Origin of the sequence: Corynebacterium riegelii (assembly GCF_016728505.1) — a bacterium.
GTDB classification, from domain to species: Bacteria; Actinomycetota; Actinomycetes; order Mycobacteriales; family Mycobacteriaceae; genus Corynebacterium; species Corynebacterium riegelii.
Genome location: NZ_CP068159.1, coordinates 2,486,677 through 2,510,465 on the forward strand (window position 1 = coordinate 2,486,677; position 23,789 = coordinate 2,510,465).

20 protein-coding genes and 1 pseudogene are annotated in these 23,789 nt (G+C 56.2%); 5 read left to right on the plus strand and 16 right to left on the minus strand.

From position 1 onward, the window contains the following. Nucleotides 1-86: 86 nt before the first annotated feature. Both wecB and I6I71_RS11845 read right to left on the minus strand, forming a co-directional pair. Nucleotides 87-1,247: a non-hydrolyzing UDP-N-acetylglucosamine 2-epimerase gene (gene wecB / locus I6I71_RS11840; RefSeq protein WP_236587326.1), complete on the minus strand. Its 1,161-nt coding sequence runs from the start codon at nucleotides 1,245-1,247 to the stop codon at nucleotides 87-89. A gap of 142 nt (nucleotides 1,248-1,389) precedes the next feature. Further along, a protein-coding gene (locus I6I71_RS11845) for an IS3 family transposase (protein WP_414017452.1) occupies nucleotides 1,390-2,645 on the minus strand; the annotation gives its coding sequence in 2 pieces (ribosomal slippage) (nucleotides 1,390-2,360 and nucleotides 2,360-2,645; 1,257 coding nt in all). A 368-nt stretch (nucleotides 2,646-3,013) separates the two neighbouring features. On the opposite strand from I6I71_RS11845, the gene I6I71_RS11850 reads away from it, so the two are divergent. Next, nucleotides 3,014-4,765 carry a glycosyltransferase family protein gene (locus I6I71_RS11850; RefSeq protein WP_201821286.1) on the plus strand — a complete coding sequence of 584 codons (1,752 nt, stop codon included), beginning with the start codon at nucleotides 3,014-3,016 and terminating at the stop codon, nucleotides 4,763-4,765. A 17-nt stretch (nucleotides 4,766-4,782) separates the two neighbouring features. Here I6I71_RS11850 and I6I71_RS11855 read toward each other — a convergent pair whose 3' ends face one another. The 12 genes and pseudogenes from I6I71_RS11855 to I6I71_RS11910 all read right to left on the minus strand — a co-directional run bounded on the left by I6I71_RS11855 (nucleotide 4,783) and on the right by I6I71_RS11910 (nucleotide 19,217). Then, nucleotides 4,783-8,142 carry a bifunctional glycosyltransferase/CDP-glycerol:glycerophosphate glycerophosphotransferase gene (locus I6I71_RS11855; RefSeq protein ID WP_201821288.1) on the minus strand — a complete coding sequence of 1,120 codons (3,360 nt, stop codon included), beginning with the start codon at nucleotides 8,140-8,142 and terminating at the stop codon, nucleotides 4,783-4,785. A 59-nt stretch (nucleotides 8,143-8,201) separates the two neighbouring features. Continuing rightward, nucleotides 8,202-8,942 carry an ABC transporter ATP-binding protein gene (locus I6I71_RS11860; RefSeq protein ID WP_201821290.1) on the minus strand — a complete coding sequence of 247 codons (741 nt, stop codon included), beginning with the start codon at nucleotides 8,940-8,942 and terminating at the stop codon, nucleotides 8,202-8,204. A 58-nt stretch (nucleotides 8,943-9,000) separates the two neighbouring features. After that, the gene (locus tag I6I71_RS11865) at nucleotides 9,001-9,924 is read right to left on the minus strand and encodes an ABC transporter permease (RefSeq protein ID WP_201821291.1); all 924 of its coding nucleotides are present in this window, start codon (nucleotides 9,922-9,924) and stop codon (nucleotides 9,001-9,003) included. 80 nt (nucleotides 9,925-10,004) lie between these two features. Next, a complete protein-coding gene (locus I6I71_RS11870) occupies nucleotides 10,005-11,516 on the minus strand; it encodes a glycosyltransferase (protein ID WP_201821293.1) in 1,512 nt (503 codons plus the stop codon). Between the two features lie 15 nt (nucleotides 11,517-11,531). Then, on the minus strand, nucleotides 11,532-12,887 hold the full coding sequence (locus tag I6I71_RS11875; protein ID WP_201821296.1) for a glycosyltransferase family 4 protein: 1,356 nt from the start codon (nucleotides 12,885-12,887) through the stop codon (nucleotides 11,532-11,534). A 115-nt stretch (nucleotides 12,888-13,002) separates the two neighbouring features. Continuing rightward, on the minus strand, nucleotides 13,003-13,656 hold the full coding sequence (locus I6I71_RS11880; protein WP_201821298.1) for a Ppx/GppA phosphatase family protein: 654 nt from the start codon (nucleotides 13,654-13,656) through the stop codon (nucleotides 13,003-13,005). Continuing rightward, nucleotides 13,605-13,946, minus strand: a pseudogene (locus tag I6I71_RS11885) (DUF501 domain-containing protein); the annotation flags it as partial. The gene I6I71_RS11880 and the pseudogene I6I71_RS11885, both read right to left, overlap by 52 nt. A gap of 581 nt (nucleotides 13,947-14,527) precedes the next feature. Next, nucleotides 14,528-15,175 (minus strand): FtsB family cell division protein, encoded by a 648-nt coding sequence (locus I6I71_RS11890; RefSeq protein ID WP_201821300.1) that lies wholly within the window; start codon nucleotides 15,173-15,175, stop codon nucleotides 14,528-14,530. 77 nt (nucleotides 15,176-15,252) lie between these two features. Further along, a complete protein-coding gene (locus tag I6I71_RS11895; protein ID WP_201821302.1) occupies nucleotides 15,253-15,738 on the minus strand; it encodes a DUF4411 family protein in 486 nt (161 codons plus the stop codon). Between the two features lie 3 nt (nucleotides 15,739-15,741). Continuing rightward, nucleotides 15,742-16,887, minus strand: a complete 1,146-nt coding sequence (locus tag I6I71_RS11900) for an ImmA/IrrE family metallo-endopeptidase (protein WP_201821309.1) — start codon at nucleotides 16,885-16,887, stop codon at nucleotides 15,742-15,744. Nucleotides 16,888-17,027: 140 nt separating this feature from the next. Continuing rightward, nucleotides 17,028-18,302, minus strand: coding sequence for a phosphopyruvate hydratase (gene eno / locus I6I71_RS11905; RefSeq protein ID WP_201821311.1), 1,275 nt, complete (start codon nucleotides 18,300-18,302; stop codon nucleotides 17,028-17,030). Nucleotides 18,303-18,407: 105 nt separating this feature from the next. Beyond that, on the minus strand, nucleotides 18,408-19,217 hold the full coding sequence (locus tag I6I71_RS11910; protein ID WP_201821313.1) for a lytic transglycosylase domain-containing protein: 810 nt from the start codon (nucleotides 19,215-19,217) through the stop codon (nucleotides 18,408-18,410). A 58-nt stretch (nucleotides 19,218-19,275) separates the two neighbouring features. On the opposite strand from I6I71_RS11910, the gene I6I71_RS11915 reads away from it, so the two are divergent. Next, the gene (locus I6I71_RS11915; RefSeq protein ID WP_201821315.1) at nucleotides 19,276-19,674 is read left to right on the plus strand and encodes a hypothetical protein; all 399 of its coding nucleotides are present in this window, start codon (nucleotides 19,276-19,278) and stop codon (nucleotides 19,672-19,674) included. Nucleotides 19,675-19,683: 9 nt separating this feature from the next. Here the strand turns inward: I6I71_RS11915 and I6I71_RS11920 are convergent, their stop codons facing one another. Continuing rightward, a complete protein-coding gene (locus I6I71_RS11920) occupies nucleotides 19,684-20,238 on the minus strand; it encodes a MazG nucleotide pyrophosphohydrolase domain-containing protein (protein WP_201821317.1) in 555 nt (184 codons plus the stop codon). Nucleotides 20,239-20,257: 19 nt separating this feature from the next. Here I6I71_RS11920 and I6I71_RS11925 point away from each other — a divergent pair, with 19 nt between their 5' ends. Continuing rightward, nucleotides 20,258-20,905 (plus strand): 8-oxoguanine DNA glycosylase OGG fold protein, encoded by a 648-nt coding sequence (locus tag I6I71_RS11925; protein ID WP_236587327.1) that lies wholly within the window; start codon nucleotides 20,258-20,260, stop codon nucleotides 20,903-20,905. A gap of 66 nt (nucleotides 20,906-20,971) precedes the next feature. Here the strand turns inward: I6I71_RS11925 and dnaG are convergent, their stop codons facing one another. Continuing rightward, on the minus strand, nucleotides 20,972-22,900 hold the full coding sequence (gene dnaG, locus I6I71_RS11930) for a DNA primase (RefSeq protein WP_201821318.1): 1,929 nt from the start codon (nucleotides 22,898-22,900) through the stop codon (nucleotides 20,972-20,974). Between the two features lie 34 nt (nucleotides 22,901-22,934). Between dnaG and I6I71_RS11935 the strand changes: the two genes are divergently transcribed. Both I6I71_RS11935 and I6I71_RS11940 read left to right on the plus strand, forming a co-directional pair. Next, complete coding sequence (locus tag I6I71_RS11935) at nucleotides 22,935-23,327, plus strand: guanyl-specific ribonuclease (RefSeq protein WP_052203423.1); 393 nt, start codon at nucleotides 22,935-22,937, stop codon at nucleotides 23,325-23,327. Beyond that, a complete protein-coding gene (locus I6I71_RS11940; protein WP_201821320.1) occupies nucleotides 23,327-23,581 on the plus strand; it encodes a barstar family protein in 255 nt (84 codons plus the stop codon). Before I6I71_RS11935 ends, I6I71_RS11940 begins: the two co-directional genes overlap by 1 nt. Nucleotides 23,582-23,789: the final 208 nt, after the last annotated feature.

Genomic DNA, 23,789 nt, shown 5'->3' on the forward strand with positions numbered 1-23,789 from the left:
TCCTCAAACGTTATGTGGTCGGGCGAGAATTTAGTCTAGCGTTTGTCTTGCTAAGTAGACTCCGAAGGATCAGGCCAAGCTCCCGGCTAGGCGAGACGCGGATCAAATTCCGCGAGTGAGCTTGTAGCTGTCAATCCTAAGAGTTCTTCGATTACCTGGATGGTTCGCGTGGATGCGCATCCATCGCCGTAGGGGTTAGTGGCATTTTTCATCGCAGTAAGCTTAGGGGGGCTATCGAGGAGCTCCGACGCAACCTTATCTATTTGACGGGGATTTGAGCCGACCAGCTTGACTGCCCCGGATTGAATTGCTTCGGGGCGCTCAGTGTTGTCTCTGATCAGCAGGGCAGGTATTCGAAGCGCGGGTGCCTCCTCTTGAATGCCGCCTGAGTCAGTAATGATCAAGTCTGACCGTTTCATGAGCTCGACAAATTGATCATATGGCAGTGGTCCGGTAGTGACGACGTTTGGAAGTGAAGTGAGGGTCGGTAGTAGCCGTTTCTGAACTTTTGGGTTCAAGTGCATTGGAACATAAAATCCAACGTCAGTGTATCGCTTTGCTAGTGTCGCAATTGCTGTGCTGATCTCCGCAAGCGTGGAAATATTCTCCCGTCGATGCGTCGTGAAAACAATATGACGGTTATAAGTTCTCAGCGCGATTTGAATCTCGGGGTTTGAAATTTCGGAACCCCTACTGGCGATCGTTTGGAGAGAATCGATGACCGTGTTGCCAGTGACCGTGATGGAATGGTTCGGAACTCCTTCTCTGAGCAGGTTTTCCTTTGCTAGTTGTGTTGGTGCAAGGTGATGCGTCGCGATTGCTGAAATGATCTTTCTGTTTGCTTCCTCCGGAAATGGCGAACTTAGGTCGTTTGATCGGAGGCCGGCTTCGAGATGGAGAATCTTTGCTCGTCGGTTGAAACCTGCGATTGCAGCCGATGCGGCAGTGGAGGTGTCTCCTTGGACCAAGACTAGATCGGGCTTATTGTCCTTTAATATATAATCTAGTCCTTTAAGCGACCGGGAAAGGATTCGATTTAGGGTCTGCCGCTTGTGCATCAATCCAAGGTCAATGTCGGGCTTGAACCCAAAAAGGGTTGTTACTTGTGAAGCCATCTCACGGTGCTGGCCAGTGGATACTACCAACGTTAAGAAACGTGAATCTTCACGAAGCAGTCGGATGACAGGCGCCAGCTTGATAGCCTCTGGTCTCGTTCCGTATGTGACCATTACCGTTTTGGTTTTCACGCGATTCCTTTTATTCGACGCTAATCATGATTAATGAGGTTTGTTGGTAGGGCTATATTAGCCAATTGTTGCTTTGCCCGGATTAGTGTTGTTGTGTGCTGCTCTACCCTCTGAATCGGCCTGACTTTTTGAGAGTGGCGTGTTACGCGGCGTGAAGGCCTGCGTGGTTTTCTCGTTGGTAGTTGGTGTAGTGCTCGATCGGCGGGATATGCCCGAGCGAGGAATGCAACCGCTCGTGATTATACCAGTGGACCCATCCGGCTGTGGCGCGTTCCACCTCACTCCAGTTCGTCCACGTCCCCGCTTCGAAATCAATGAGTTCAGACTTGTACAGCCCGATCGTTGACTCCATCAGACCGTTGTCGTAAGCGTCGCCGACGGTGCCGATGGACCCATCCATCTGGTGGACGGCCAGCAGCCGGCGGAGATCTGTGGAGGTGTACTGTGAGCCCGCATCCGAGTGATGGATCACCCCGGCCGAATCAAAGTACGGGTCCTGGCGCTGGCGTATCGCCAGTGCCTGTCGCAGCGCACGGATGACCAAAGATTTCGTGGCTCGGGTGTCCACGACATACGCCAGGATCTCACGGGTGAACACGTCGGTGACAAAAGCCACGTAGCTGAAACCGCAACTGGTGTGCACATACGTGAAATCCGCGACCCACCACTGATCGGGACGCTGAGCCTGCGACCAGGCCCGTTGAATACGATCCGGGAAACGCTCGGCGGAGGGATCAGCAACGGTGGTGCGTGTGGTCTTGCGTCGGAGTACACCCGCGATTCCAAGGATATTCATGAGGCGTTGCACCTGGTCACGGCCGATGTTCCAGCCTGCCCGGTGGGCGGCTTTCCATAGTTTTCGTCGCCCGTAGACCCGCCGATTGGCCCGCCACAGCTCAAAGAGCCGGTGCGCGGTGTAAGCCTCATCCAGCTCGGCAGGGGTGGGCCCGAAACCACGGGCCTGGAAGCGGTAGAACGTTGCTGGTGAAATAGCGTATTCATGCTCATTGAGCACGCGGCACATCCGCTCGATGGAATACAGGTGCCGGTGAGTGCGGAGGAAGTCCACAATCACTTTAGTTTGCGGTCGAGCTCCGCCTGGGCGAAAAAAGCTGAGGCCAGTTTCAGGATCTCGTTGGCTTCTTTGAGCCGGGCATTTTCCTTGCGCAGGGTGATAAGTTCCGCGTCTTTCTCGGCATCGGATTGCTCGACGGCGGCGTCTACCTTCTTCTCTTCTGCGCGTACCCAGTTGCGGATAGTCGATGTTTTGATGCCGATGACAGCTTCGACAGCGCGTAGTGCGGCTGCCTTGGATGAAGCGCCGTCAGCGAGCTCCTCGAAATACAGGCGCACCGCCCGCTGGCGGGTCTCCTGGTCGTAAGGGCTGATAGCCATGATGTTCCTCCTGTGTTACATCATGCCCTCTCACCAACCCAGGCCGGTTTAAGGTGTACCAGCGGAGTTATTTATACTACCAAGGCTGATTTCGAGCGCAATAACAGATGCATCCAACGTCCCCATCTTGAATTGCTCCGATACCCTAAACCGTGCACACATTTCTAAACACCAGCTAGACGGGATTTCACTGCATGTTGTTGGATGTAGACCGCATTAAAGACAGAGCAGGAACCGCAATCTCTCAAATCCGAAACGGGAATTTTGACTATGTGTTCGCCAAACTTGTTAATGAAGTTGGCCGGCTCACTAACACTGCTTCGCACCGGAAGCACTCCTTGCTTCGGGGAGGCTCCTTAAACCGACCCTCCGTGTCTCCACTTTCGCTAGAAAAACCACACTTCCCGGAGACTACTGCTGCAGTTATCCTGGATGATTTTTCGTATCAATGTTGGCAGGGGGAGTTCAACACCGTAAAAGTAGCACCAGGGCGTTGGACCGAACAGTTAGAAAATACATCTATCGATTTTCTACTTGTGGAATCTGCTCACGCTGGCAACGGTGGAACATGGGCTGGAAAAATCAAGACCAGCTCGTTGGATCCCGACCTTGCTCAACTCCTGGATTGGTGCAAGCAGCACCAGATCCCCACGGTATTTTGGAACAAGGAAGATCCCCCTCACTTCGACGATTTTCTTGCAACAGCGACCGCCTTTGACATCATTTTCACCACTGATGAAAACATGGTTACCCGCTATCAGGAAGCAGCCCCTGAAGCAGCGGTCAATGTCCTTCCGTTTGCAGCACAGCCCCTCATTCACAACCCGGCGCGGAACTCCCCTATCGGGCCGAAGGTCCAAGATAGGCGTTGGCAGCAGGGAGATGTCGCGTTCGCAGGAACGTTTTTTAACCACAAATACTCTGCGCGAAAAAAGCACCTAGAAGATCAACTTTTCGCAGCGGCTAATATCGCTGAAAAATACCGGTACCAATTCACCATCTATTCGCGGTTAGGAAATGTTGACAAACGCTATCGGTTTCCGAGGCGAGTACAGAAGTACATCGCGGGTAGTCTCTCCGCAGACCAAATGCTTCAGGCCAATAGGGAGCACAAGGTTTTTCTGAATGTAAATTCAGTAGATTCCAGTCCCACGATGTGTTCGCGTCGCGTATTTGAGCTGCCCGCATATGGTGCTGCGCTGCTTACATCTCCAAGTCCAGCGATTGAGAATTTCTTCTCCCCAGATCAAATTGCTGTTGCTGAGAATCAGGATCAGGCCCGAGCGCATTTGTTGACCCTGCTCAAGTCACCAGAGGTCCGTGAACGCATGGTGCACCGCGCACAGCGCACCATCTGGAACAAGCACTGCTATCACCACCGTGCAGCACAGCTACTTAACGCCGCTGGAATCAAGCATGCTGCTATCGCTACAGATCCTTTGATCTCCGTCATCGCGCCATCCAACAGGCCTGACAACATGGATCACTTGTTTAGCCAATACGGTCGGCAAATCAATGTTCGCAGAGAACTAATTCTTGTGTGCCATGGTTTTAATCTGCAGGACAGTCAGATTGATAGTTTCTGTAGCCAATACGAGATACCACACGATGAGGTACAGGTCATTGCTGCATCGGAGGAGCAATCCCTTGGCGAGTGTCTTAATGCGGCAGTCGAGCGATCCTCCGGTGATTTCATCGCCAAATTCGATGATGACGACTTGTACCTCCCCCATTACCTCGAAGATATGCGCAACGCGGCGATGTACAGCGGTGCGGATCTCGTTGGCAAACAGGCTTGCTACGCGTACATCGAAAGCAAGAACGCCATCGTGTTACGGCATCCAGAGAGGGAGCACATCTGGACGAACTTTGTTGCCGGCCCAACCCTGTTCGGCCCCCGCACAACTTTTGAGTCATTCCCTTTCGAAAATCGAACTAACGGCGAGGACACTGCGCTACTTCGTACATTGGAGCGCAAGGGGCGCTATATCTATTCCGCCGATCGCTTCAACTTCATTCAAGTCAGAGGCGGCGAGCACACGTGGCAGCTTGCTGATGCAGAGTTCATGGCACAAGGTGAAGTTAGAACTTTCGGCTTAAACGAAGCACACGTTGAAGCGTAATTTTGCCGTTGCTGTGGTTAAAGGTGCTCGATTATCCGCTCTGCGATTTGCTTGAGCGCAGAATCGACGCTGCGCTGAAACGACACTAGGTCTACCTCTTCGCTGCGCTCGGTACCGAGTGTTTTTCTGAGAACTTCCTCGAGATCATGCGGTGTAAGCGCAACTGGCCTTCCGGAATCATAGGGCCAATCAGCGTAGAAGCCCCGCTCTTGTTCTTTGTATCTCTTCAAATCAGGTGCGTACACAATGGAAGGGCGTCCGGTGAGCTTGTAGTCAAAGAAGACCGAAGAGTAGTCAGATATAAGGACGTCTGCGATAGCCATAAGGTCTTCAACTCGTGGGTACCCACTCACATTGATCACATTCTTGCCTCGACCGGTGATCGCACGCATGTGGTGACCACGGATGAGGACGACAGCATCATTACATCGAGCAATACGCGCTGCAGGGAATGCTAAATCGTCCTTGGAGTACCTCCAGGTTGGCGCCCATAGAATGACTTTCTTGCCTTTCGGGATCCCCAGAGATTCCTTAATTGAGTCAACGTTCCGCAATCCCCGCGTGAGGTAAATGTTGCGTGGATACTCCCCGACGAGAATTTCTCCGCGGTAGTGAGCTGAATTTGCGATCAACTCTCCTGCTTCAGCACTCTGCGCCAACAACAAATCCCAATCATCGGACTGCCGTTCCATCAGCCTGCGATATGTCAGGCCGACAAAAAACGGGTGTGCGTCAAACAACAATCGTTTAATCGGCCAACCATGCCACGTTTGAAGCCAATATTGCCCAGGTTGTTTCCGCATCCAGAAGGGGAAATTATCATTTCCGACAATTACTTTTGCCCGTGTGAGCTTGTCGTACCAATCATCGCTGCCGGTGATCACGGGCACGGCGCCGGCGGGTACTTCGACATTTTCATCGCGAACGGACACCCAAACGGGAATATCGGGATGATGCTCAAGCAAGTACTCGCAAATTGCACCCGGGTTATCGGCGACGTTCTTTCCTGAGAACGACTCAACAAACACTCCACGGATCAGCGGACCACCCGTAGACGGAACGCCCCGATAGGTTTCCCATGAAGTTGCCTTGGAAACTTCACTCGGAGCAAGCACTCGCAGTGCGGTCGTCCCATTACTGCGTGGCTCGATCCGGATAGAACGAACAGTCCCTTCGAGGAAGGTATTAGCGTTCAGATCCCCTGGTTCTACTGCTGCCCTGCTCAAACGGTTCTGAGGTACGAGCGACCAGCGGAGGAAGTAGGACTTCCCACGTAAGACTGCCAGTTCAAACCTAGCCGTGAATTTACAACCAACCCATATTGTTTCTGCCTTCACCGCCTGATTGGAGGAACTGAGCCAAATCGTCGGTTTTACAGCAGGTGCGCTGCATCGCCCTTTCAGGATGAGGGAGGAACCTTCATTTCTCGCAGCATCAACCTCAACCCGAACCGCTTTGCGGTCAATAACCGCAGAACCATCAGCCGCTGTGCGTACAACGGTCCCCTGTCCAGTGCCGAATTGCTTCTCTGGGGGTTGCGCGCTGTGCACCCGACGCCCCCCAATTGCTATGGCATCTTTTCTGGCCCAACTGAGGAGAGCTCGATATCCCAAGGGACGAAATCGTTGCTGGAACTGCACTGTGCTGTCTTGTAGTGAATTAGTTCGGACTTCTCCAAACACACTGGTTTTTCGCGCTTGCCACGACGTGAGAAGGAAATCGTCTGGCTTAATACTGCGCTTGGTCAAGCGCCAGTTCATGCCACCGACTCCTCGTTGCGGCTGCACCAGCCATCGGTGATCGTTTCCTAGTGAGCTAGGCAATCCTGTTGCGATATCTCCTGCGTACTTCGCGAATCCAAAAGATTTAAATTCGCCCCAAGCTGCACGGACACCGATACTCAGGTGCTCAAGTCCACGAAGATCCACTTCTACGAGGTACGAATCATTTGTATGGTCGTGCCAAGGATCTTGAAGCACCGCATTATTCGCGGAGTGTGAGGTGCGACGGGCATGCAGTAACGAGGTGGCCGTTAGGCGGTCGATTGAGTCAGTCTCGGTGAGTGCGTCATCGTGAACACCGTAAAATTGAAATTCCACATCTTGGGAATTCACGCCTTTCATGCTGGCTCGGATTTGAAGTTCAACGGTATCTTCATTAATCCACCGCACACTTTGAACTTCTGCGAGCACAGGCACATCCGCTGCTCGGGCGCGAAGGAGATCTGCGGGAAAGCCAGCGATCTTAGGTACGCAATCACCAGCAATCTTCCCACCTTCAAGAAACGCATACTGCTGGTGTAGATCGAGTCTCAGCCCAATTTCCTCGTTAACATCCGTGTCAGTCCCATGTACTAGGGCCCAGAAAAGTGAACGGCGATAAATCGGCACACGGTCGAGTACATCCGGATACTTTTGCAACCATTTGCTGATGTCCTGAGCTAGCGACCGCATCAGCTCGCGATAAGGATCACCGAAATGCTTGTGCGGAAGATGCACAGCGAATAGGTACAGATCCATCGAGATAAAACGCTCGAGCATAAACCTACGAAGCTCGTCGGGCGCGTTGCGCTCTACTGCCTCTGACCACATCATCCGCGTTATAGCAACGCGGTCACGTAGATCGTCGATATCTGCCTTTGCATTGGACCGCGACATGCCTTCGTCGGACAATCGCCACGAATACACGTCACGTTTAAGCACATCAAACGATGTTGCGGAGACGATCGCACGCAGGATCGGAGGTTGATCCTCGTAGTTCAGATGCTCAGGCATCGCCCTTACTGATGAGCGCCAAAACTCCATGCGGAAGATCTTGTTCCACAGCACAGGCTCATTCAACGCCTCTGGAAAATCTGAAGCGTTCGCCCTTAGTACATCGCGCGAATGCGTCGCTTCCACGATTTGAGGACGCGTAACCGAACTCCCTTTGTGTCGAACGTACCCTCCGAAAACGAAGTCACTTCCTGTTTGCTCGAGCGTTTGCAGCATCGCCCTATAAGCACCCGGCAGCACCAGATCATCAGCATCAGCAAACGCCAGAAACTCGCCCTGTGCCTGTTCAATCGCCATATTGCGCGCGGCACCGGGACCTCTTCCCTCTCCGTCGAGGATGCGGATTCGGCGATCAAGGAGCTGCAACGATTGCGCAATGGTTCGGGTGGCGTCTGTCGATTTATCGTCCACCACAATGATTTCCATCGAGTTAACCCCTTGAGACTGGATGGAATGGATCAACGTTGCCACCCAGCGCGCGGCGTTATGGCACGGGACGATGACACTCAACATCGGCTGTCCATCGATTCCTCCGCGATGCACCCACTGCTTCGCATTAGGAACCTGCTTGAGCCATGCACGCACATCGTGTGCGTAGCTCACAACGGGCCGAAATCTACCTAATCCCACGTGGAATCCTCCCGCGCTATTACTGTCGCCCGCTACTTGTCATCAAACACGATGGTGGGCTTGATATAGTTCGAGGTGACTTCGTCGATAAGGCCTTCCGCCGCCTCAAACTTGTTCTCGCCTTTACGTTTTACCCACTCACGGTAACGATCAGCCACATCGCCTACGTCACCGTCAGCGATGATTTCCCCCTCGTGGATCCACACCCCACGGTCACACATTTCCTCGAGTTGCTTCGCCGAATGCGACACCAATAGCACTGTGCCAGCACCAGTCAACACAGATTCCATTCGTGCCTCTGCGCGTTTAGCAAACGCCGCGTCTCCGGTGGATAAGGTCTCGTCGACAATAAGAATGTCCGGCTCTGTTGCAAGCCCGATAGAAAAACCTAAACGCGCCCTCTGACCTGATGAATACGTTTCCATCGGACGATCAATGGCATCACCAATATCTGCCAGCTCCACGATTCCGGGATAGGCACGATCAACTTCTTCCGGTGTCATACCCATCGCCAAACAACCAATCCGGACATTCTTTGCGCCGGAAAGTCTCGGCTGCAGCGCTGCACGAACTCCCATCAGCGTAGGTTGGGATTTCACTAGCACTTCTCCACTCGATGGACGTTCAGCCCCTGCGATGACTCGCATCGTTGTGGATTTACCCGACCCGTTGTGTCCGAAGAAGCCGATGGACTGCCCTTCGTATGCAACCAAACTGATGTCGTTGAGCGCACGAACCTTGTCCCAGCCAAACCGCTTTTCCGTGGACTTCACTGGGTACTCCATCACAATGTTTCGGAGAACCACAGATGGCGTAGTGGAGTGCATCTCATCATTTGACAGTGACATAACGCTCCTCCGCCTGCCAGAAGAAAACAAACCCGACAGCAAACATGCCGAACGACCAAGTAAGGATCGGTCCCCACAGTTCCATTGTGGGCAACTGGCCGTACATCACTGACTCTCGTGCCGCCATGAGGAACTTATAGCCCGGGTTCGCCAACATTATTTCTCTAAGAACTGGCTGCTCAACGAAACGGTCTACAGAGAAGAACACGCCCGAGCTGTAAAACCAGAACCGCTGCCCCACTCTAAAAAGGGTTTCCATATCCGGATAAAACGTTGTAATACGAGCGACAATAAACATGATGCCCGTGCCGAAAATATGTGCAAGAAAAAACAGTGGCACGACGAAGATGATCGTCCAATGGATTGGCTCTTTCCACTGGGTAAGCAAAGTGAAGACTATGGCCACAAGAACCGGTACCGCCGTGGAGTAGAACAGGCGCAGAGACTGCGACAACACCAGAGCCGCTCTGGGGAACATGAATGACTTGACCAGATTCTGTTGTTTTTTCACCAGGTCATTTCCATCCGCAATGTATTTCTGGAAAATTTGAAAAAACGTCACACCAAGGACGACATAGCCTGGGAAATTCTGGATGCCATTATTCGTACGGACGATAAGACCGAAGATCAGCGCGTACATCACTGAATCAATCAACGGCGAAACAATGAGCCAAACTTTGCCCATCCACAAGTCACGGGGGGTCCGAAAAGCTTTCGCCGTTGCGTCCGCTTGGAGGAAATACCTACGACGCCAGAGCTGGCGCACATACTCAGGTAGCGGTGGACGAGCGGATAGCTTCCGAAGCGACGATCGTTGCACCACGATGGTGTTTGTGGACTGCGATTCATCCTCACCGAGGTTTGCAGACGTGTTGTCGTGCTCCGGCTCAAGCCCGTCCTCGCTCATCACAAATCCTTCCTAAGTGCCTAGTCATGAAAGCTTTATCCGTTTCTTTTCCAGACACCTCCTGTCACTGCATAGTGAAATTACCATGCAGCGCCTAAATATAGTTCTCTATACTTATCCGCCAAACGGCTCCACTGCCGAGTTTTCGCCCAATCAATCGAAGGCACATCGTCGCGACCCACTGCCTGCTTGATCCCCTGCGCCAACTGCTGAGCGTTCTCCGGCTGCACATATGTCTCAGCTTCACCGGTAACCTCCCGCAACGCCGGCAAATCTGATGCGACTACCGGAATGCCAAGAGCCTGAGCATTGAGTGCTTTCAATGGAGTTACATTGCGGCACACCAGAGTGTCTTTCCTCGGCACTACAAAAACATCAAGACACTGATACCAACGGCCAATAGTCGAGGCGGGTTGCTTGCCTACAAAACTCACTCGATCTGTAACGCCTAGAGAGTCCGCGAGTATACGCAACTCTGCTAACGCCGCGCCATCGCCCACAACAACACCAACGAATTCCTCATCGAGATATTTAAACGCCTGTATCAAGTATTCGAGTCCCTCGTAATCAACAACTGAGGTGATCGCTCCGACAATTGTTTTCTCGACTGGTAGATGGAGCTGTTCCCGCAGCTGCAATTGAGAGCCACTTTCCTCAAAGGCTCGATCATCGATCCCGTTGGGAACGACCACAATCTTGTTAGGGTCAACGCCCGAATCCTCAAGCTGTCGCTTGGTTACCTCGCTGAGAACAACCACAGCAGCTGCTTGTTTACAAGCTTCCAGCTCTTGCTGTTGTGCGAGTCGGTAGTATTCCGATTGCTCAGCTTGTCGTTGTTCTTCTTCGGGACGTTTGGACAACCACGTTTGTTCTGGGGCACCACGCATCTCGTACACCCACGGAATGCCCAAAGCTTTCGCTGCCCGACTCACAATCAAGGCATTTTCAAATCCCGTCGTGGTGTGCAGCGCCTCCGCGCCAAAGTCACGTGCATAGGAAACAAGCTCTTTGACTGCTTGCTGCTGGAAGTGTTCTGACGTAATGCGAGTCCACCTAGGAAGAATCCTGCGATATGTGATGTCGTCCACTATTTCAGTGGCTCCTGCCGAAAATTTTCCAACCACATTGGGATAGCCCGCGCGGGTCACCCCCTCAACGTCAATCCCCTGCGCCGACATTCCTTGAAGCACCGCGTGGCTGCGCAGTGAATAGCCAGCAACGGAATGCGGCAGAGAGTTCGTAAGATAGTGCATGACTCGCTCTGCGCGATGAAGTGGCACAGACGGTTCGATTACCTGACGTAATTTATGAGTTTCAAACTCGTACACCGAACGCCGTTTTTTCAGCCAAGGACGTCGCGGAAGTTCGCGCAATGCCTGCGTGAACTCTCCTTGTTCGAACAAGCGTGAAGCATCCGCGTCTGCAGCGTCTTTGTTCCTACGACTAGCTAATGAAAGTATGTGTCCAAGTCTTGGAATCGACGCGAACCGGCGGCCAAAGTCTTTAGCAAATTTTTCGGGATCGACCTGTATCTGGCGTATTGAAAAGCTGGCCATAAAAAAAGCCTGTTTCACTTTGTCCACGGCAGACATTTTCCGGACCATCGCCTATTTACCGGATTCAGTTGCTTGTCGCGACAGAATCTGATCGAAAAAGTTGACGATGACTTCCGGGGCGTACTGCAACCGTTGTTCCGTTACCCACTTCGCTGCTCTGTCAGACACCTCGAGCAGGTTTTTGTTCCGTGCCAGATGAACCCACAAGTCGGCTAACTCTTTTGGGTTCTCCGGAGCAACTGTGTGTCCCGCCTCCAAATCAGAGACAAGCCGTGCAGTTTCACCATCAACTGCTGCACAAATGTGAATACCGGCTTCCATCAACTCGTATGTCTTGGACGGCACCGCTCGTCTCAGCGGTTCCCAGTCCGCGAGATGAACCAACGCAGTATCTGCCCACTGATAGTGCTCATCCAAAGCGTCCGCATCGGTGCGGGGCAAGATATCCACGTCTACATCGAGCGTCTCTGCTTGCTCTTGCAATGCCGCCTTTGTTGCACCTGCACCAACAAGCTTCAAACGCACGTTTACGCCTGACTTCTTAGCAAGCGCTGCTGCTTCCAAAGCATTACCCAACTTTTGCGCCCGCCCCAGAGTGCCGGCATAAAGTACATTCAGATGATCACCGTCAGCCCCTGCGGCATCAACAGATGCAGATGCTTTTTCGGTCTCACTCTTGAGCGGAAAGACATTTCGGACCGTACATACATTTGGCTGCTTACCGCGTGTTCTCCTAGGAATCTCCCGCTGCAGTTGCTTGCCTAAATCTTCTGAGGTGACAATGATTCCAGCGGCCCCATCCAATGCTTTGTTAAGCGCATTTGACACCACTGAAAACCCAGCACGTCGGAGTCCCTTATTAAACAGTCGTTCACGCCACGATGATTGACCAGTTCCAGAGTTCCAATCATCGGAATAGTTCAGCAGGTCTGGCCACGCATCACGCAGATCAATGACGTACGGAACACCGAGCATCTTCGCACCAAACCGGGCGACAACCGCAGTCGGCAATGCTGGAACGGTTCCAACGATGATGTCTGGCTTGTTCGACTCCAGTGCCGCCTTTTGGCGTCGGAGCGTACGCAACATCGAAAGCGATACAAACCCCTGGTTCGCTGCTTTTGCGGTGAGTCCGGAATCACCTGTGAGATAGGTCGTGCGATAAATACGCTCACCCGCCGGCCCCCACTCAACCGGATGCATCCCACGAATCCAGAGCGCCAGCCGTTTGCCAATAGAGGCAAATCGTTTAGACAGTGTCACCTCGCGGTTGTAATGCGGCGGAGGAGCAACCACACTCACCGAATGTCCGTTTTCATGAAGTACCTGTGTAAGCCATGTCCAGCGACGTTGTGGAACGCCGTTTTCAGGTGCCCAGTAATGGGATAAGACCAAGATACGGGCCAAATGCTCTCCTCCTCTCACGGCACTCCCACAGGCTCAAGACCAATATCGGTGCTGAGGCAGCGTTGCCGACAGTTTAGTTCAATTCCGAAAAATGGCATATTGAGTGTCTGGTCATTCACAGACCGGCGACAATCCAGTCCAGGATGTCTTTCTCACTGATGACAATTCGGCTTGCGCCTGATTCTCGTTCGAAGTAGTCAATCAGTTCTTCGACGACGGCCGAGCCTGCTGCAATGACATCGGCACGTTCTGGATGCACCACCGGATTGGCTCGGCGTTCGTCTGCAGTTTTGCTTCGTAGTTCCTCGGTGACCCCACGGGTGCGGTCGAAGGAAATCTCCCACATGTGGATCCGTTCCGGATCGTAAGAATTGAGATCCTGGGCAAGCGCGGAAAGCGTCGTAAACGCGCCGGCGCAGCCGACGAAAGTACGTGCCTGGTCAAACGGCACAACCTCGGCCGCTTCGGCGATCCGGTCAGCGATGTAGTCGCGAGCAGCAGCGGTTTCTTCTGCAGTGGGTGGATCTGTACGCATGAAACGCTCGGTGATGCGCACGCAACCCATCTCGGGGGACACGGCGCGGATCCCCTCGCTGGTCTCCATCACAAACTCGGTGGATCCGCCACCGAGATCAATCACACAGAACGGTCCACGTCCCGGATCGAGGTCGGCCGTGGGTCCGGCAAAGGAGAGTGCTGCCTCTTCCTCGCCGGAGATCACTTCAGTCTCACCGCCTCGTTGGATATTACTGAGGAGTTCGTGGGGCACCCCAGGCCCTCCTCTGCTTCAGCAAGCGTGATGCCGAGATCCTCAAGCGTCGGCCAACCCTCCGAAATCGCGGTGTCCCGCAGGTTCCCGCGGTTGCCAGAGCCACTGCTTCGGTGCCAAAGCGGACATGCTCCGGACCTTCAGCAAGCGCGTAGGCGATGAACCACGTAGAGGCATTTCACACGCTCCGGCATGCCGCCGCCGGAGAAGTCTGTGCCCAAATCCTCGATAGCGTTGCGCTTTGCGAGGAAGTGTTCGTAGGCGGCGAGGTAGTCGCGTCGTAGGGCCTCCCCTTCCTCGGTGTCGGCGTTGAGTGTTGCGACCGGCTATTTGGTAGCAGTGTCGTGACTATCCGGTAGCACGATAGTGAGTATCTGGTAGCGCTGCACATCTCCTCATGTTCATACTTCCGGTAGCTCCATCGGTTTCCCGCGGTTGAGTTTACCGGTGTGCGTTTCTCTTCGACATCTTGCCGCCTCCCCCCACCCCCCACCCAGCCTCTTCATTCTGGAAGCCTTTCGGGCTGCTATTCACTTATGACGGCACCCAGAAGTGTATCCACAACACCTCTGAACACTTGTCAAAATTCGAGGTCACATCGCCCGCGGTATTGGTTTCGGCAGACACTAACCGCCTGCAACAGGATGCGCTTGTTGGTTTCCCCCCCCCAACCCTGCGTTGACAAGGGGACATAGCGTAACAATTTGTGTCTAAACTCACCCTTCTACAACGTGACACCGCTGCTAAATTGGCACTATTAAATACGCTACAGTTACATTCAACGTGGTTAGCAGCCACGGGGGAGCGCCTTCAATCGAGTCGTATCGCACTCCCCAATGGTTTCACACAACCCGTGGCTGCTAACCACGTCTTACTGTTCAGCAGGTGCTTCACCGGCTGGTTGTGCCGGCTGTTCTGCGTCCGCTGGCGCCTCTGGCTGCTGGGCGTCGGGTTGCGGATCTTCTTGCTCGGGCGCTTCGGCTTCCGGCGCCTTGTCTTCAGCCCCGGATTCAGGCGCCTCAACCTCAGGGTTTTCGCGGAGGCTGTCCCAGAGGAACTGGTGCCAATCGCGGTCGTCAGGCGCTTCCTCGCTAGTAATCGTGGGGTTTTGGGTCATGCGCGGATCAATGATGCGCCAAGCAGACTCCCCTTCTGCAAGCACGCCGAGGCGTCGGCGTGCTTCCTGCTCAACGTAGACCGGGTCCTCGTGGCGGGCGATGTCCGCCTCCAGCTCGTCTTTACGCTGCTGGAGTGCCTCGATAGACGCCTGGGCACGCGCGATTTCGCTGCGGCCCTCGTAGTAATTGCGCAGCGGCACCGCAATCGCGATCAACACGGTGAGAATCACGGCGATCAGGATGCCAGTGGATGCGAGATCCTGTTGCAGAATCAAGGGTTTGGCGCGACCCCGTTTCTTGCGGGCCTCGGCCTGCTCACGCTGCGCGCGGTCCCGGGAAGCAACGGGAACCGTCTTCGGCGCGCGGCGCTTCCGGCGCGGCTTTGGTGCATCTGGGGTCATAGTGCTTGTTGAGCTTAGTCGGGGGTGGGGGCGTTTGGGGTTTTGACGTGGCGTCGATAGGCAAAAGAGCGAAGAGCCTAGACCGATATCTGCAAGGCGTGGAGAAAATCGAGTGGAGTAATCACCGGCACGTTGAAGTGTTGTGCAACGTCGGGGATTTTCACTTTCTTCACGCCGTTGGGAGCACCAACCTCAGCGGTGACGATGATTGCGCCGTGGCGGTATGCGGAGGCAACCAGCCACGAATCAGCCGCCGTAAAGAAATCGGTTACCGCGAATGGTTTATAGCTGGGCTGACGATCCTTCTGAACCCAGTTCGCTACTTCCCCATAGCGGTTAATTTCTAACTGGTCAGGGTATAAAATCTGGTTCTTCTGGACGTGGGTGTTATACCAGCCAAACCGGGGGTGAGACCACCGCTGTAATTCCTTATCTACCTCCTGGTGGAAACAGACATGGGGTGTAAAAAGCTTCTGCTCCAGTTGCAGCCAGAGTGACGGAAAGACAGTGCCTGGGTAGTAATGCTCAAGATGGCCGAGGAAGTTCGTATCAACTAGGTACACCAGCTACGCCCCTTGCGTTCCTATGGGGCGTCGCTTAGCAACCAGGTTTTGGAACTTGTCGAAGCTGCGCGCGCCTAAGTATCTTGCCGCCTCCATGTCAGATACCTGACCATCCACGGCGGCATGCGTCAGTGTGTCAAAGAATCGCTCGCCCACCCTCGCCCTTACCAGCACTGGGAACTGTGGAGCTCCGCCTCGGTTTTCAGTGCTATTGGGCTTAGCTGCCATCAACACGGGGTATGCCTCTGCGGCATCCGCCTTAGTGATCAGATTCAGCTTTTGAAGGCGCAGCAACGAAGCTTCGCGGCTAAGTCCAAAACGCCGTGACACCGCATCCACCTCATCCAGCACTTCGCCGGATTTGTAACCCTGGCGAACAGCTTCTCCAGGGGCCAAGAACTCAGCGGCGAACTCGTTGCACCACTGCTCCAGCTCTTGCCTGTCGCTGTGGTCAGACAACCCTGGCTTGCCACGGACAACATGCCCCAACTCGTGCGCAAGGCTGAAAAGCTGCGCCGTTTTCGCGTCATTCGTATTAACAAATACGAGGACGAATCCGCTGTCTTCGATGGTGAAGCCCCGGAACTCCTCAACATTAAGACTGCGCTTCGTAGAATTTCCAACGATCGAATTGCGCGAAACCAGCAGACCAGCATCCTCCATTGAGCGCGCTAGCGACAAGACTTTTTCAGATCCCTTGAGTGGGACTTCCGGTGGTAGCCCAAGCACCGCACGGGTCTCTTGTGCCGCTTCACGGGCACTGACTCCGCCAGGCACTGACGCGAAGATAGCCGGAGGCTCAACTCCGCTCGCTTCGGAGTGGTCTGCGTACCACGCAAGTCGGCTCTCCGCGGCGGTGAGTACGTCTTGAAGTTCCGGGCTGAGTTCAGCAATGGCCGCGCTTCGCACTGTCCGGAAATCCGCAACCCCGGAGTTATCGGCTACGGGAGCCTCCAACAGCAGAAACGCAAACGGGACATGCGCTTTGTCCGCTAACTTGCGTGCCTGCGCTAACGTCGGTTTCGCTTCGCGAGAAACCCACTGGTCCAGTTTTGGGAACTGCGCACTCAGGTCGTCATCACTCAGCCCTGTGCGGCGAATAGCCCATTCCAACACGGCGGGGGCGATAGTGACTTCAACTGCTGCCATATCGACCACCCTTTCCGTTGAAACACTGTTTGTCTGCTTTGGACGCTACTTTAAACGAACACGTGACGTCGATAAGCAAAAGGCGAAAGCCCCGCCCTGCATGGACTGCAAGGACGGGGCCGCCTAGGCGCTACATACGCTTACTTGAAACGCGGGAAGGCGTTGCGGCCTGCGTAGACAGCGGCCGGGCCAAGCTCCTGCTCAATGCGCAGCAGGCGGTTGTACTTCGCCACACGCTCGGAGCGCGCCGGCGCACCAGTCTTGATCTGACCGCAGCCAAGGGCCACAGCGAGGTCTGCAATCGTGGTGTCCTCAGTCTCACCGGAGCGGTGGGACATCATCGTGCGGTAGCCGTTGCGGTGGGCCAGGTCGACAGCGTCGAAGGTCTCGGTCAGGGTACCGATCTGGTTGACCTTCACCAGCAGCGCGTTGGCTGCCTTCTCGTTGATACCGCGCTGAAGGCGGGTCGGGTTGGTGACAAAGAAGTCGTCGCCAACAATCTGGACCTTGTCACCAATCTCAGCGGTGAGCTTGACGTAGCCCTCCCAGTCGTTCTCATCCAGCGGGTCCTCGATGGACACGATCGGGTACTCATTGATCAGGTCAGCGTAAACCTTCGCCATGTCCTCAGCGGAGTGCTGGCCACCCTCGAAGTTGTATACGCCGTTGTCAAAGAACTCGGAGGAGGCAACATCCAGGGCGAGCGCGACATCGTCGCCGAGCTTGTAACCAGCCTTCTCCACAGCCTCTGCAATCAGGTCAAGTGCTTCCCTGGTGGAGCCGACAGACGGGGCGAAGCCGCCCTCATCACCAAGACCAGTGGACAGGTCCTTGCTCTTAATAACAGCCTTCAGCTCGTGGTACACCTCAGTGCCAACACGCAGCGCCTCAGAGAAGGTCTCCGCGCCGATCGGGGCGATCATGAACTCCTGGACATCCACACCGGAGTCAGCGTGAGCGCCACCGTTGAGAATGTTCATCATTGGCACCGGCAGAACGTGCGCGTTCGGACCACCGATGTAGCGGTACAGCGGCAAGTTCGCAGAATCAGCCGCAGCCTTGGACGCCGCCATGGACACACCCAGGATTGCGTTTGCGCCCAGGTTCTTCTTGTTGTCCGAGCCGTCCAGCTCAATCATGATCTGGTCAATCACACGCTGATCATCAGCCTCAACGCCAACCAGCTCATCTGCAATCTTCTCGTTGACGTTGTGAACGGCCTTCTGCACGCCCTTGCCCTGGTAACGCTCGTCCTCATCACGCAGCTCGTGCGCCTCGTGCTCACCCGTGGACGCGCCAGACGGTACCGCGGCGATGCCGTGGGAACCGTCATCCAAAAAGACCTCTGCCTCAACGGTGGGGTTACCGCGGGAATCAAGAATCTCGCGAGCAAATACGTGGATGATGTCGGACATGCCGGTTCAACTCCTTGGTGGTGAAACAAGTACTAATACGTGTCCAATTGTTGCACGTTTTCACCCCGCCTGCATTGAGAACACCAATTGTGTAACGCGGCGGGGCTAGCGGTGCGCTGGCTGGTTCAACGCGTAGTTGGCGGCGGCGTCGCGTACCTTCGCCACATAGTCATTGGAGTGGTTGTAGGCGAAGATGGCCTGGCGCCAGCCGTCCTCAGTAGACAGGTCGCGGCCGTTGGCACACAAAAGGTTGGCGGCGCCGAGTGCGGCATCATCAATCTGCTGGGGATTTGGGTAGCCATCGCCGTCTGCGTCGCGGCCGTAACGCGCCCAGGACTCCGGAATGAACTGCATGGGCCCAACCGCACGATCAAACTCCGTATCCCCATCCAACACACCACCGTCGGTGTCCGCAATCAGGGCGAAGTTGCCCGTACCGTCCAGGGCAGGGCCGATGATCTGCGGCTCCGGCGTCCCCTCCGGCGTCAACCTCGCCGGGTCAAAACTGCGCCCGGTGTAGGTGCCGTGGCGGGTTTCCACCCAGCCGATACCGGCAAGCGTATTCCACTGCAAGTTGCACGCCGGCCAGGCTTCCGCGGCAATCAAGGCGGCGTTGCCGTAGGCGCGAACCGCCTGGGGGTCAATGCGGGTTTCGTCCGCAATCGGCTGCGCCCACTCCCCGAGGTGGTTGGCGGTGCGGCCGGGCGCGTGGACGTTAATAAGCGGAGGCTCTAAAGCTGCATCCGGTGGCATGTGGGTGGGGACCGGCTCGCGCTGGGTGGGTAGCACCGGGGTGTTGGTGAGTGAGGCGAGCCAGGCGACAATGGCGGCGACCAACACAATGGTCAACACCACGGCGATCAGGCCCGCGCAGCCGCAGCCCTTCGCCGCGCGGGAGGCACGCCGGGTAGTCATGGCGAAAAATTCTAGCATGAGTCACACGCGTCACTTCAGTAACAGCTATAGTGCTTTTATGCACAAAACTCGTATTGCAACATGCCTGGTAGCAGCCGCCGTCGCCTTTGCGCCCGCCGCCGCTGCCGACAACTCCCTTGTCCAACTCATCCGCGTAGTCAACGGCGAAGTTGAAACCGCAGACTGCAACACTCTCGGCGCGGCACTGCGCGTCTCCGGCCTTGTAGATGCAGACACCACCCGCTCCCAGCTGGTAACCAAGGTCAACGGCGCAATCGGCGCTGACTCCTCCCTGCGTCTGGTCACCGCGCCGACCGTGAACAAGCTGGGTGACCGCGCGCTGCAATGCGGTGTGGTCAAGCCAGACCCGGTCACCCCGCAGTCCCAGGCAATTGAGTTTGTCTCGCAGCTGTCCTCGCGCGCAGGCCTCCCGGAGCTCCGTAACCTGCTGCCGTAATTTCTGGGGTTAGCGCTCTTTCCGCTTGCCTTCTTGCCACAGGCGATCCTGTTCGGCGGTGGGGATGATGCCGGTTGATCCGTCGAAAAGATAGGGCGCGCGCTGGCGCATTTTGGTGACAAAGGCTTCGGCCACATCGTCGAAGGTGAAGGCGCCGCGCTCTGCGGCGATCTCGGCGTGGAACAGGACCTGCAACAGGACGTCTGCAAGCTCCTTGCGCAAATTCGCCTCCGAGGTGGGGTTTGTGATCTCCTCGGCCAGCTCCTGGGACTCCTCCAGCAGGTACGGAATCAGCGCCTCATGCGTCATCGCCTGCTCCCACTCCCCGCGCGTACGTGCCGCGTGCATGGTCTTCACGGCCTGGTAGACGGGGTCTTCGAGTGAGGGGACGCGGATGCCGTCACGGTCTTCTGTGGTGACAATCCACTCCGCGCCTTGACTGTGCGGCCACGCGCGGGCGTGCTCGGGGACCTCGGGGGTGTACTCAACCGGGCCCGTAATGTGCTGGGCAATTGTTAGCGGAACCATGTCAGGCCAGCGGGGGTCAAGGACAAGCGTAGGCATGCATGCGATGATAGAACCCATGACTGATCTTTCGCAGGCACTTGCAAACCACGCGCCCACCCACGGCGACGTGATGGAACACACCGTCAGCTTCTCCCCCATCCGCTGGAAAACCGGCTGGCCCCACCACTTGCGCCGCGTCCCGCCCTTTCGTGACGACGCTACAGCGACCATCACCCGCAGCGAAGTCTTCGACTTTGCGTCTGTAGTCAAAGAGTCCGGGTTTGCGCGCGAGTACATCATCGACTTCCTGGGCGCCTGCTTTGCCTACATGGCCGGCAAGTCCAACCAGGTCATGCAGCTGCAGTCCTTCCTGCGCAACAAGGGCAACGCCGCGAAGCTTCTAAACGCCGTGCGCAAGCTGCAGGACGGCATCGAGCCGGTTGCCGCGTACGAGCTACTGGTGGGCACTGGTCTGCCGCCGAAGTTCGCTTCTGGCATCGCCTACTTCCTTGCCGGTGAGCAGGAAGATGGCGAGGAAAACAAGCCGGCGATCATCTGCTCCAACCGCGCCCGCGTTGCGGGTCTAACTAAGGACGCCGACTGGAGCGCCGAAGAATACGGCCAGTACCTGGATGCCCTTCGCGCTGCACGCAGCGGCGACCAGGCGTTGGATGCGGTGGAGCTGGCTGCCCGCGAAGCCGCACTGGCCGACACGGACAAGTAGCCACTAGGATTGGTTCACGACCGAGAGGGACGCCTAGCTTCCCGTTGCGCTAAGCACTCGGTCGCTTTACATTCCGGGTGGGGTCGAGCGCAGCGCCCTGGCGTTGAGCTCCCGGCGCGCCTGCTCGAGCGCGAGCAGGTCGGAAAATAGTGCGTTGTAGGCGGTTTCGTCATCAGACGGGCGCATGCGCTGCAGCTGCGCTTTGAGCTGGGCGATCTGGTCGCCCACGCGTGTTTCCTGCAGGCGGGAAAGAACAGAGTCGATGTAGACGTCGATGTTGTCGGCGTTGATCTCCTCCACGGCAAGCTCCGCGACGAAGTTGCGGCCGTTAGCCTCGCGCATCTCCCCTGCCACCGCGGCGATCCAGTTGGAATTGCCGCCTATACCTGCGCTAGCGCTTGCTGCGCCGCCGACGGTGCCGATGGCTTCGCGCACCTCCCGGTACGCCGGGTTGGTAAACGCGTCCGGGTTGATGCCGTCGAAGTAGCTGCCGGCCTTCTCCGGGTACTGCAGCGCAGCCTTCAGTGACTCGCGCTGCGGCCACAGCATCGGGTCCGCCGGGTTGGGCGCAAGGAAGCGCGGTGCGGACGGGTCGGCAGACATGGTGGCCCCGGTGCTGCTTGCGGGGCTTTCTTGTCTGCGCCGCAACTCACGTTTCGGGGCCTTCGCCGCCTCACGCACCTTGGCCAGCACCTCATCGGGGTTTGGCCACCCCACCCAACCGGCGAGCCTGCGCGCGTATTCGGTGCGCAGAACCGGGTCCTTGATCTCCGCAACCACGCCCACGGTGCGGTTGAGTGCCTGGACGCGGCCTTCGGCGTGGTCCAGGGAGAAATCCGCAAGCATGGATTCCAGCACGAACTCGATCATGGGGATGCGTCGGGCGACGAGGTCGCGAACGGCGGAATCGCCACGCTCAAGGCGCAAATCGCACGGATCCATCCCGTCCGGCGCAACCGCCACAAATGACTGACCCACGAAATCCTGATCCACATCAAAGGCGCGCATCGCCGCCTTCTGCCCGGCCTCATCACCGTCGAAGGTGTAGATCAGCTCGCCGCGGAAGAAATTGTCATCCAACATGAGCCGGCGGATGGTCTGCAGGTGATCGCGGCCAAACGCGGTGCCACAGGCGGCCACGGCAGTCTCCACGCCGGCGGCGTGCATGGCCATCACGTCCGTATATCCCTCCACAATCACCGCTTGGTGGCCCGAGGCGATGTGCTTTTTCGCAAGATCGAGGCCAAACAAGACCTTCGACTTGTGATACAACAGCGTGTCCTGGGTGTTCATGTATTTGCCCATGGGGTCATCGCTAAAAAGCTTCCTGGCCCCAAAACCGATGACATTGCCCGCGGCATCCTTAATAGGCCACAGCAGGCGGCGACGAAATTTGTCGATAGGGCCGCGCTTGCCCTGGCTGGTCACACCGGCGGCGATGAGCTCCTGGACGTCAAAACCCTTGCGCAGCAGATGCTTGGTTAGTAGGTCCCAGCCGTCCGGGGCGTAGCCGCACTCGAACTGGTAGATGTGCTCGCGCGAAAACCCGCGATTCAGCAGGAACTCGCGGCCCACCTGCGCCTGGGGAGTCTCCAACTGCTCACGGTAAAACTCGTGCGCCGCCTTATTCACCGCCAGCAGACGCTGACGAGTACCCGGCTTCACATCACGCGCGCCCGTGGACCCGCCCTGGTAATTAATGCGATACCCAATATGATCCGCAACCGCCTCCACCGCCTCCGGGAACGTCAGCTGCTCCATCTCCATCAGGAAACTGAACACGTCCCCACCCTTGCCGGTGGAAAAACAGTGATAATAACCGCGGGCGGGGCGGACGTGGAAGGACGGCGTCTTTTCGTCCTTAAACGGGCTTAGGCCTTTGAGCGAATCGTGGCCTGCGGGTTTGAGCTGCACATACTCACCGACAATTTCTTCAATCGGCGCGCGCTCACGGATAGCCTCAATATCACTATCCGGAATTCTCCCCTTAGCCATGGGCACATGGTAGCGCGTGGCACGATAGACACCTATGAAACGCCTCATTGCACTCGCCGCCTGCTGCGTACTCAGCGCGTGCACCACACCGGGGGTAGGCACGGGTGTGGGGCCGTCGGGGCTTCCTGCTTGTGGACGCCTCCCCGCACAAGCCCGGGACACCATCTCCTTAATCAACGACGGCGGACCCTACCCCTACCCGGTTAACGACGACAAACGCTTCGGCAACTACGAAGGCCACCTACCTAGCCAGGCGCGGGATTACTACCGCGAGTACACCGTGGACACGCCTGGGGTGAACCATCGCGGTGCGCGCCGCATAGTCACCGGCGGGGGTGGCGACGGGGTTGTAGACGAATGGTTCTACACCGACGACCACTACGAAACGTTCTGTGAGATTTCGGCCAGTGAAGTGGAGGGCAAGTAATGCTGACTGTTTGGGTAACCCGCCCCGTGCGAAGCGTGGCCGACCTCGGCGCCGCCATCAACGTCGCCGCCTACGGGCCCGAAGCCGCTGCCGAACGACCCGTCGCCCGCAACCTGGACGCGCTGGCGGACGTGTTGCGCGAAATTTCGCCGCGCTACTCCAAGGTGGTGGTGGCGGATTGGGGGTTGACGGGGGCGTCGGCAAGCAAAATGCTCAATGTGTTTGAAGATGCAGGCGTGCAGCTCGTGCGGTAGCTACTTAGTCTGATTCGGATGATTCGTGTGCACCTGTTCCAAGTAAACCGTGCGACCATCTACAAAGAACCAAATCCGAGCAGAACCTTTCAACGTCGGCTTATGCTGCCAACGCTCAAAAGACTTCCCACCCCGTTGGACAGTTCCTAGCTCCCCCTTCAGCCGATAATTAGTCGGAGTAATTTGCAACGGCGTCCTTGTCAGAAAA

What these genes read in the sequence shown, in the direction of transcription:
- eno (WP_201821311.1), bottom strand. Translation starts at nt 18,302, where the DNA reads ATGTCCGACATCATCCACGTATTTGCTCGCGAGATTCTTGATTCCCGC.
- I6I71_RS11915 (WP_201821315.1), top strand. Translation starts at nt 19,276, where the DNA reads ATGCACAAAACTCGTATTGCAACATGCCTGGTAGCAGCCGCCGTCGCC.
- I6I71_RS11925 (WP_236587327.1), top strand. Translation starts at nt 20,258, where the DNA reads ATGACTGATCTTTCGCAGGCACTTGCAAACCACGCGCCCACCCACGGC.
- I6I71_RS11900 (WP_201821309.1), bottom strand. Translation starts at nt 16,887, where the DNA reads ATGGCAGCAGTTGAAGTCACTATCGCCCCCGCCGTGTTGGAATGGGCT.
- I6I71_RS11935 (WP_052203423.1), top strand. Translation starts at nt 22,935, where the DNA reads ATGAAACGCCTCATTGCACTCGCCGCCTGCTGCGTACTCAGCGCGTGC.
- I6I71_RS11920 (WP_201821317.1), bottom strand. Translation starts at nt 20,238, where the DNA reads ATGCCTACGCTTGTCCTTGACCCCCGCTGGCCTGACATGGTTCCGCTA.
- I6I71_RS11870 (WP_201821293.1), bottom strand. Translation starts at nt 11,516, where the DNA reads ATGTCTGCCGTGGACAAAGTGAAACAGGCTTTTTTTATGGCCAGCTTT.
- I6I71_RS11940 (WP_201821320.1), top strand. Translation starts at nt 23,327, where the DNA reads ATGCTGACTGTTTGGGTAACCCGCCCCGTGCGAAGCGTGGCCGACCTC.
- I6I71_RS11890 (WP_201821300.1), bottom strand. Translation starts at nt 15,175, where the DNA reads ATGACCCCAGATGCACCAAAGCCGCGCCGGAAGCGCCGCGCGCCGAAG.
- dnaG (WP_201821318.1), bottom strand. Translation starts at nt 22,900, where the DNA reads ATGGCTAAGGGGAGAATTCCGGATAGTGATATTGAGGCTATCCGTGAG.
- I6I71_RS11865 (WP_201821291.1), bottom strand. Translation starts at nt 9,924, where the DNA reads ATGAGCGAGGACGGGCTTGAGCCGGAGCACGACAACACGTCTGCAAAC.
- I6I71_RS11910 (WP_201821313.1), bottom strand. Translation starts at nt 19,217, where the DNA reads ATGACTACCCGGCGTGCCTCCCGCGCGGCGAAGGGCTGCGGCTGCGCG.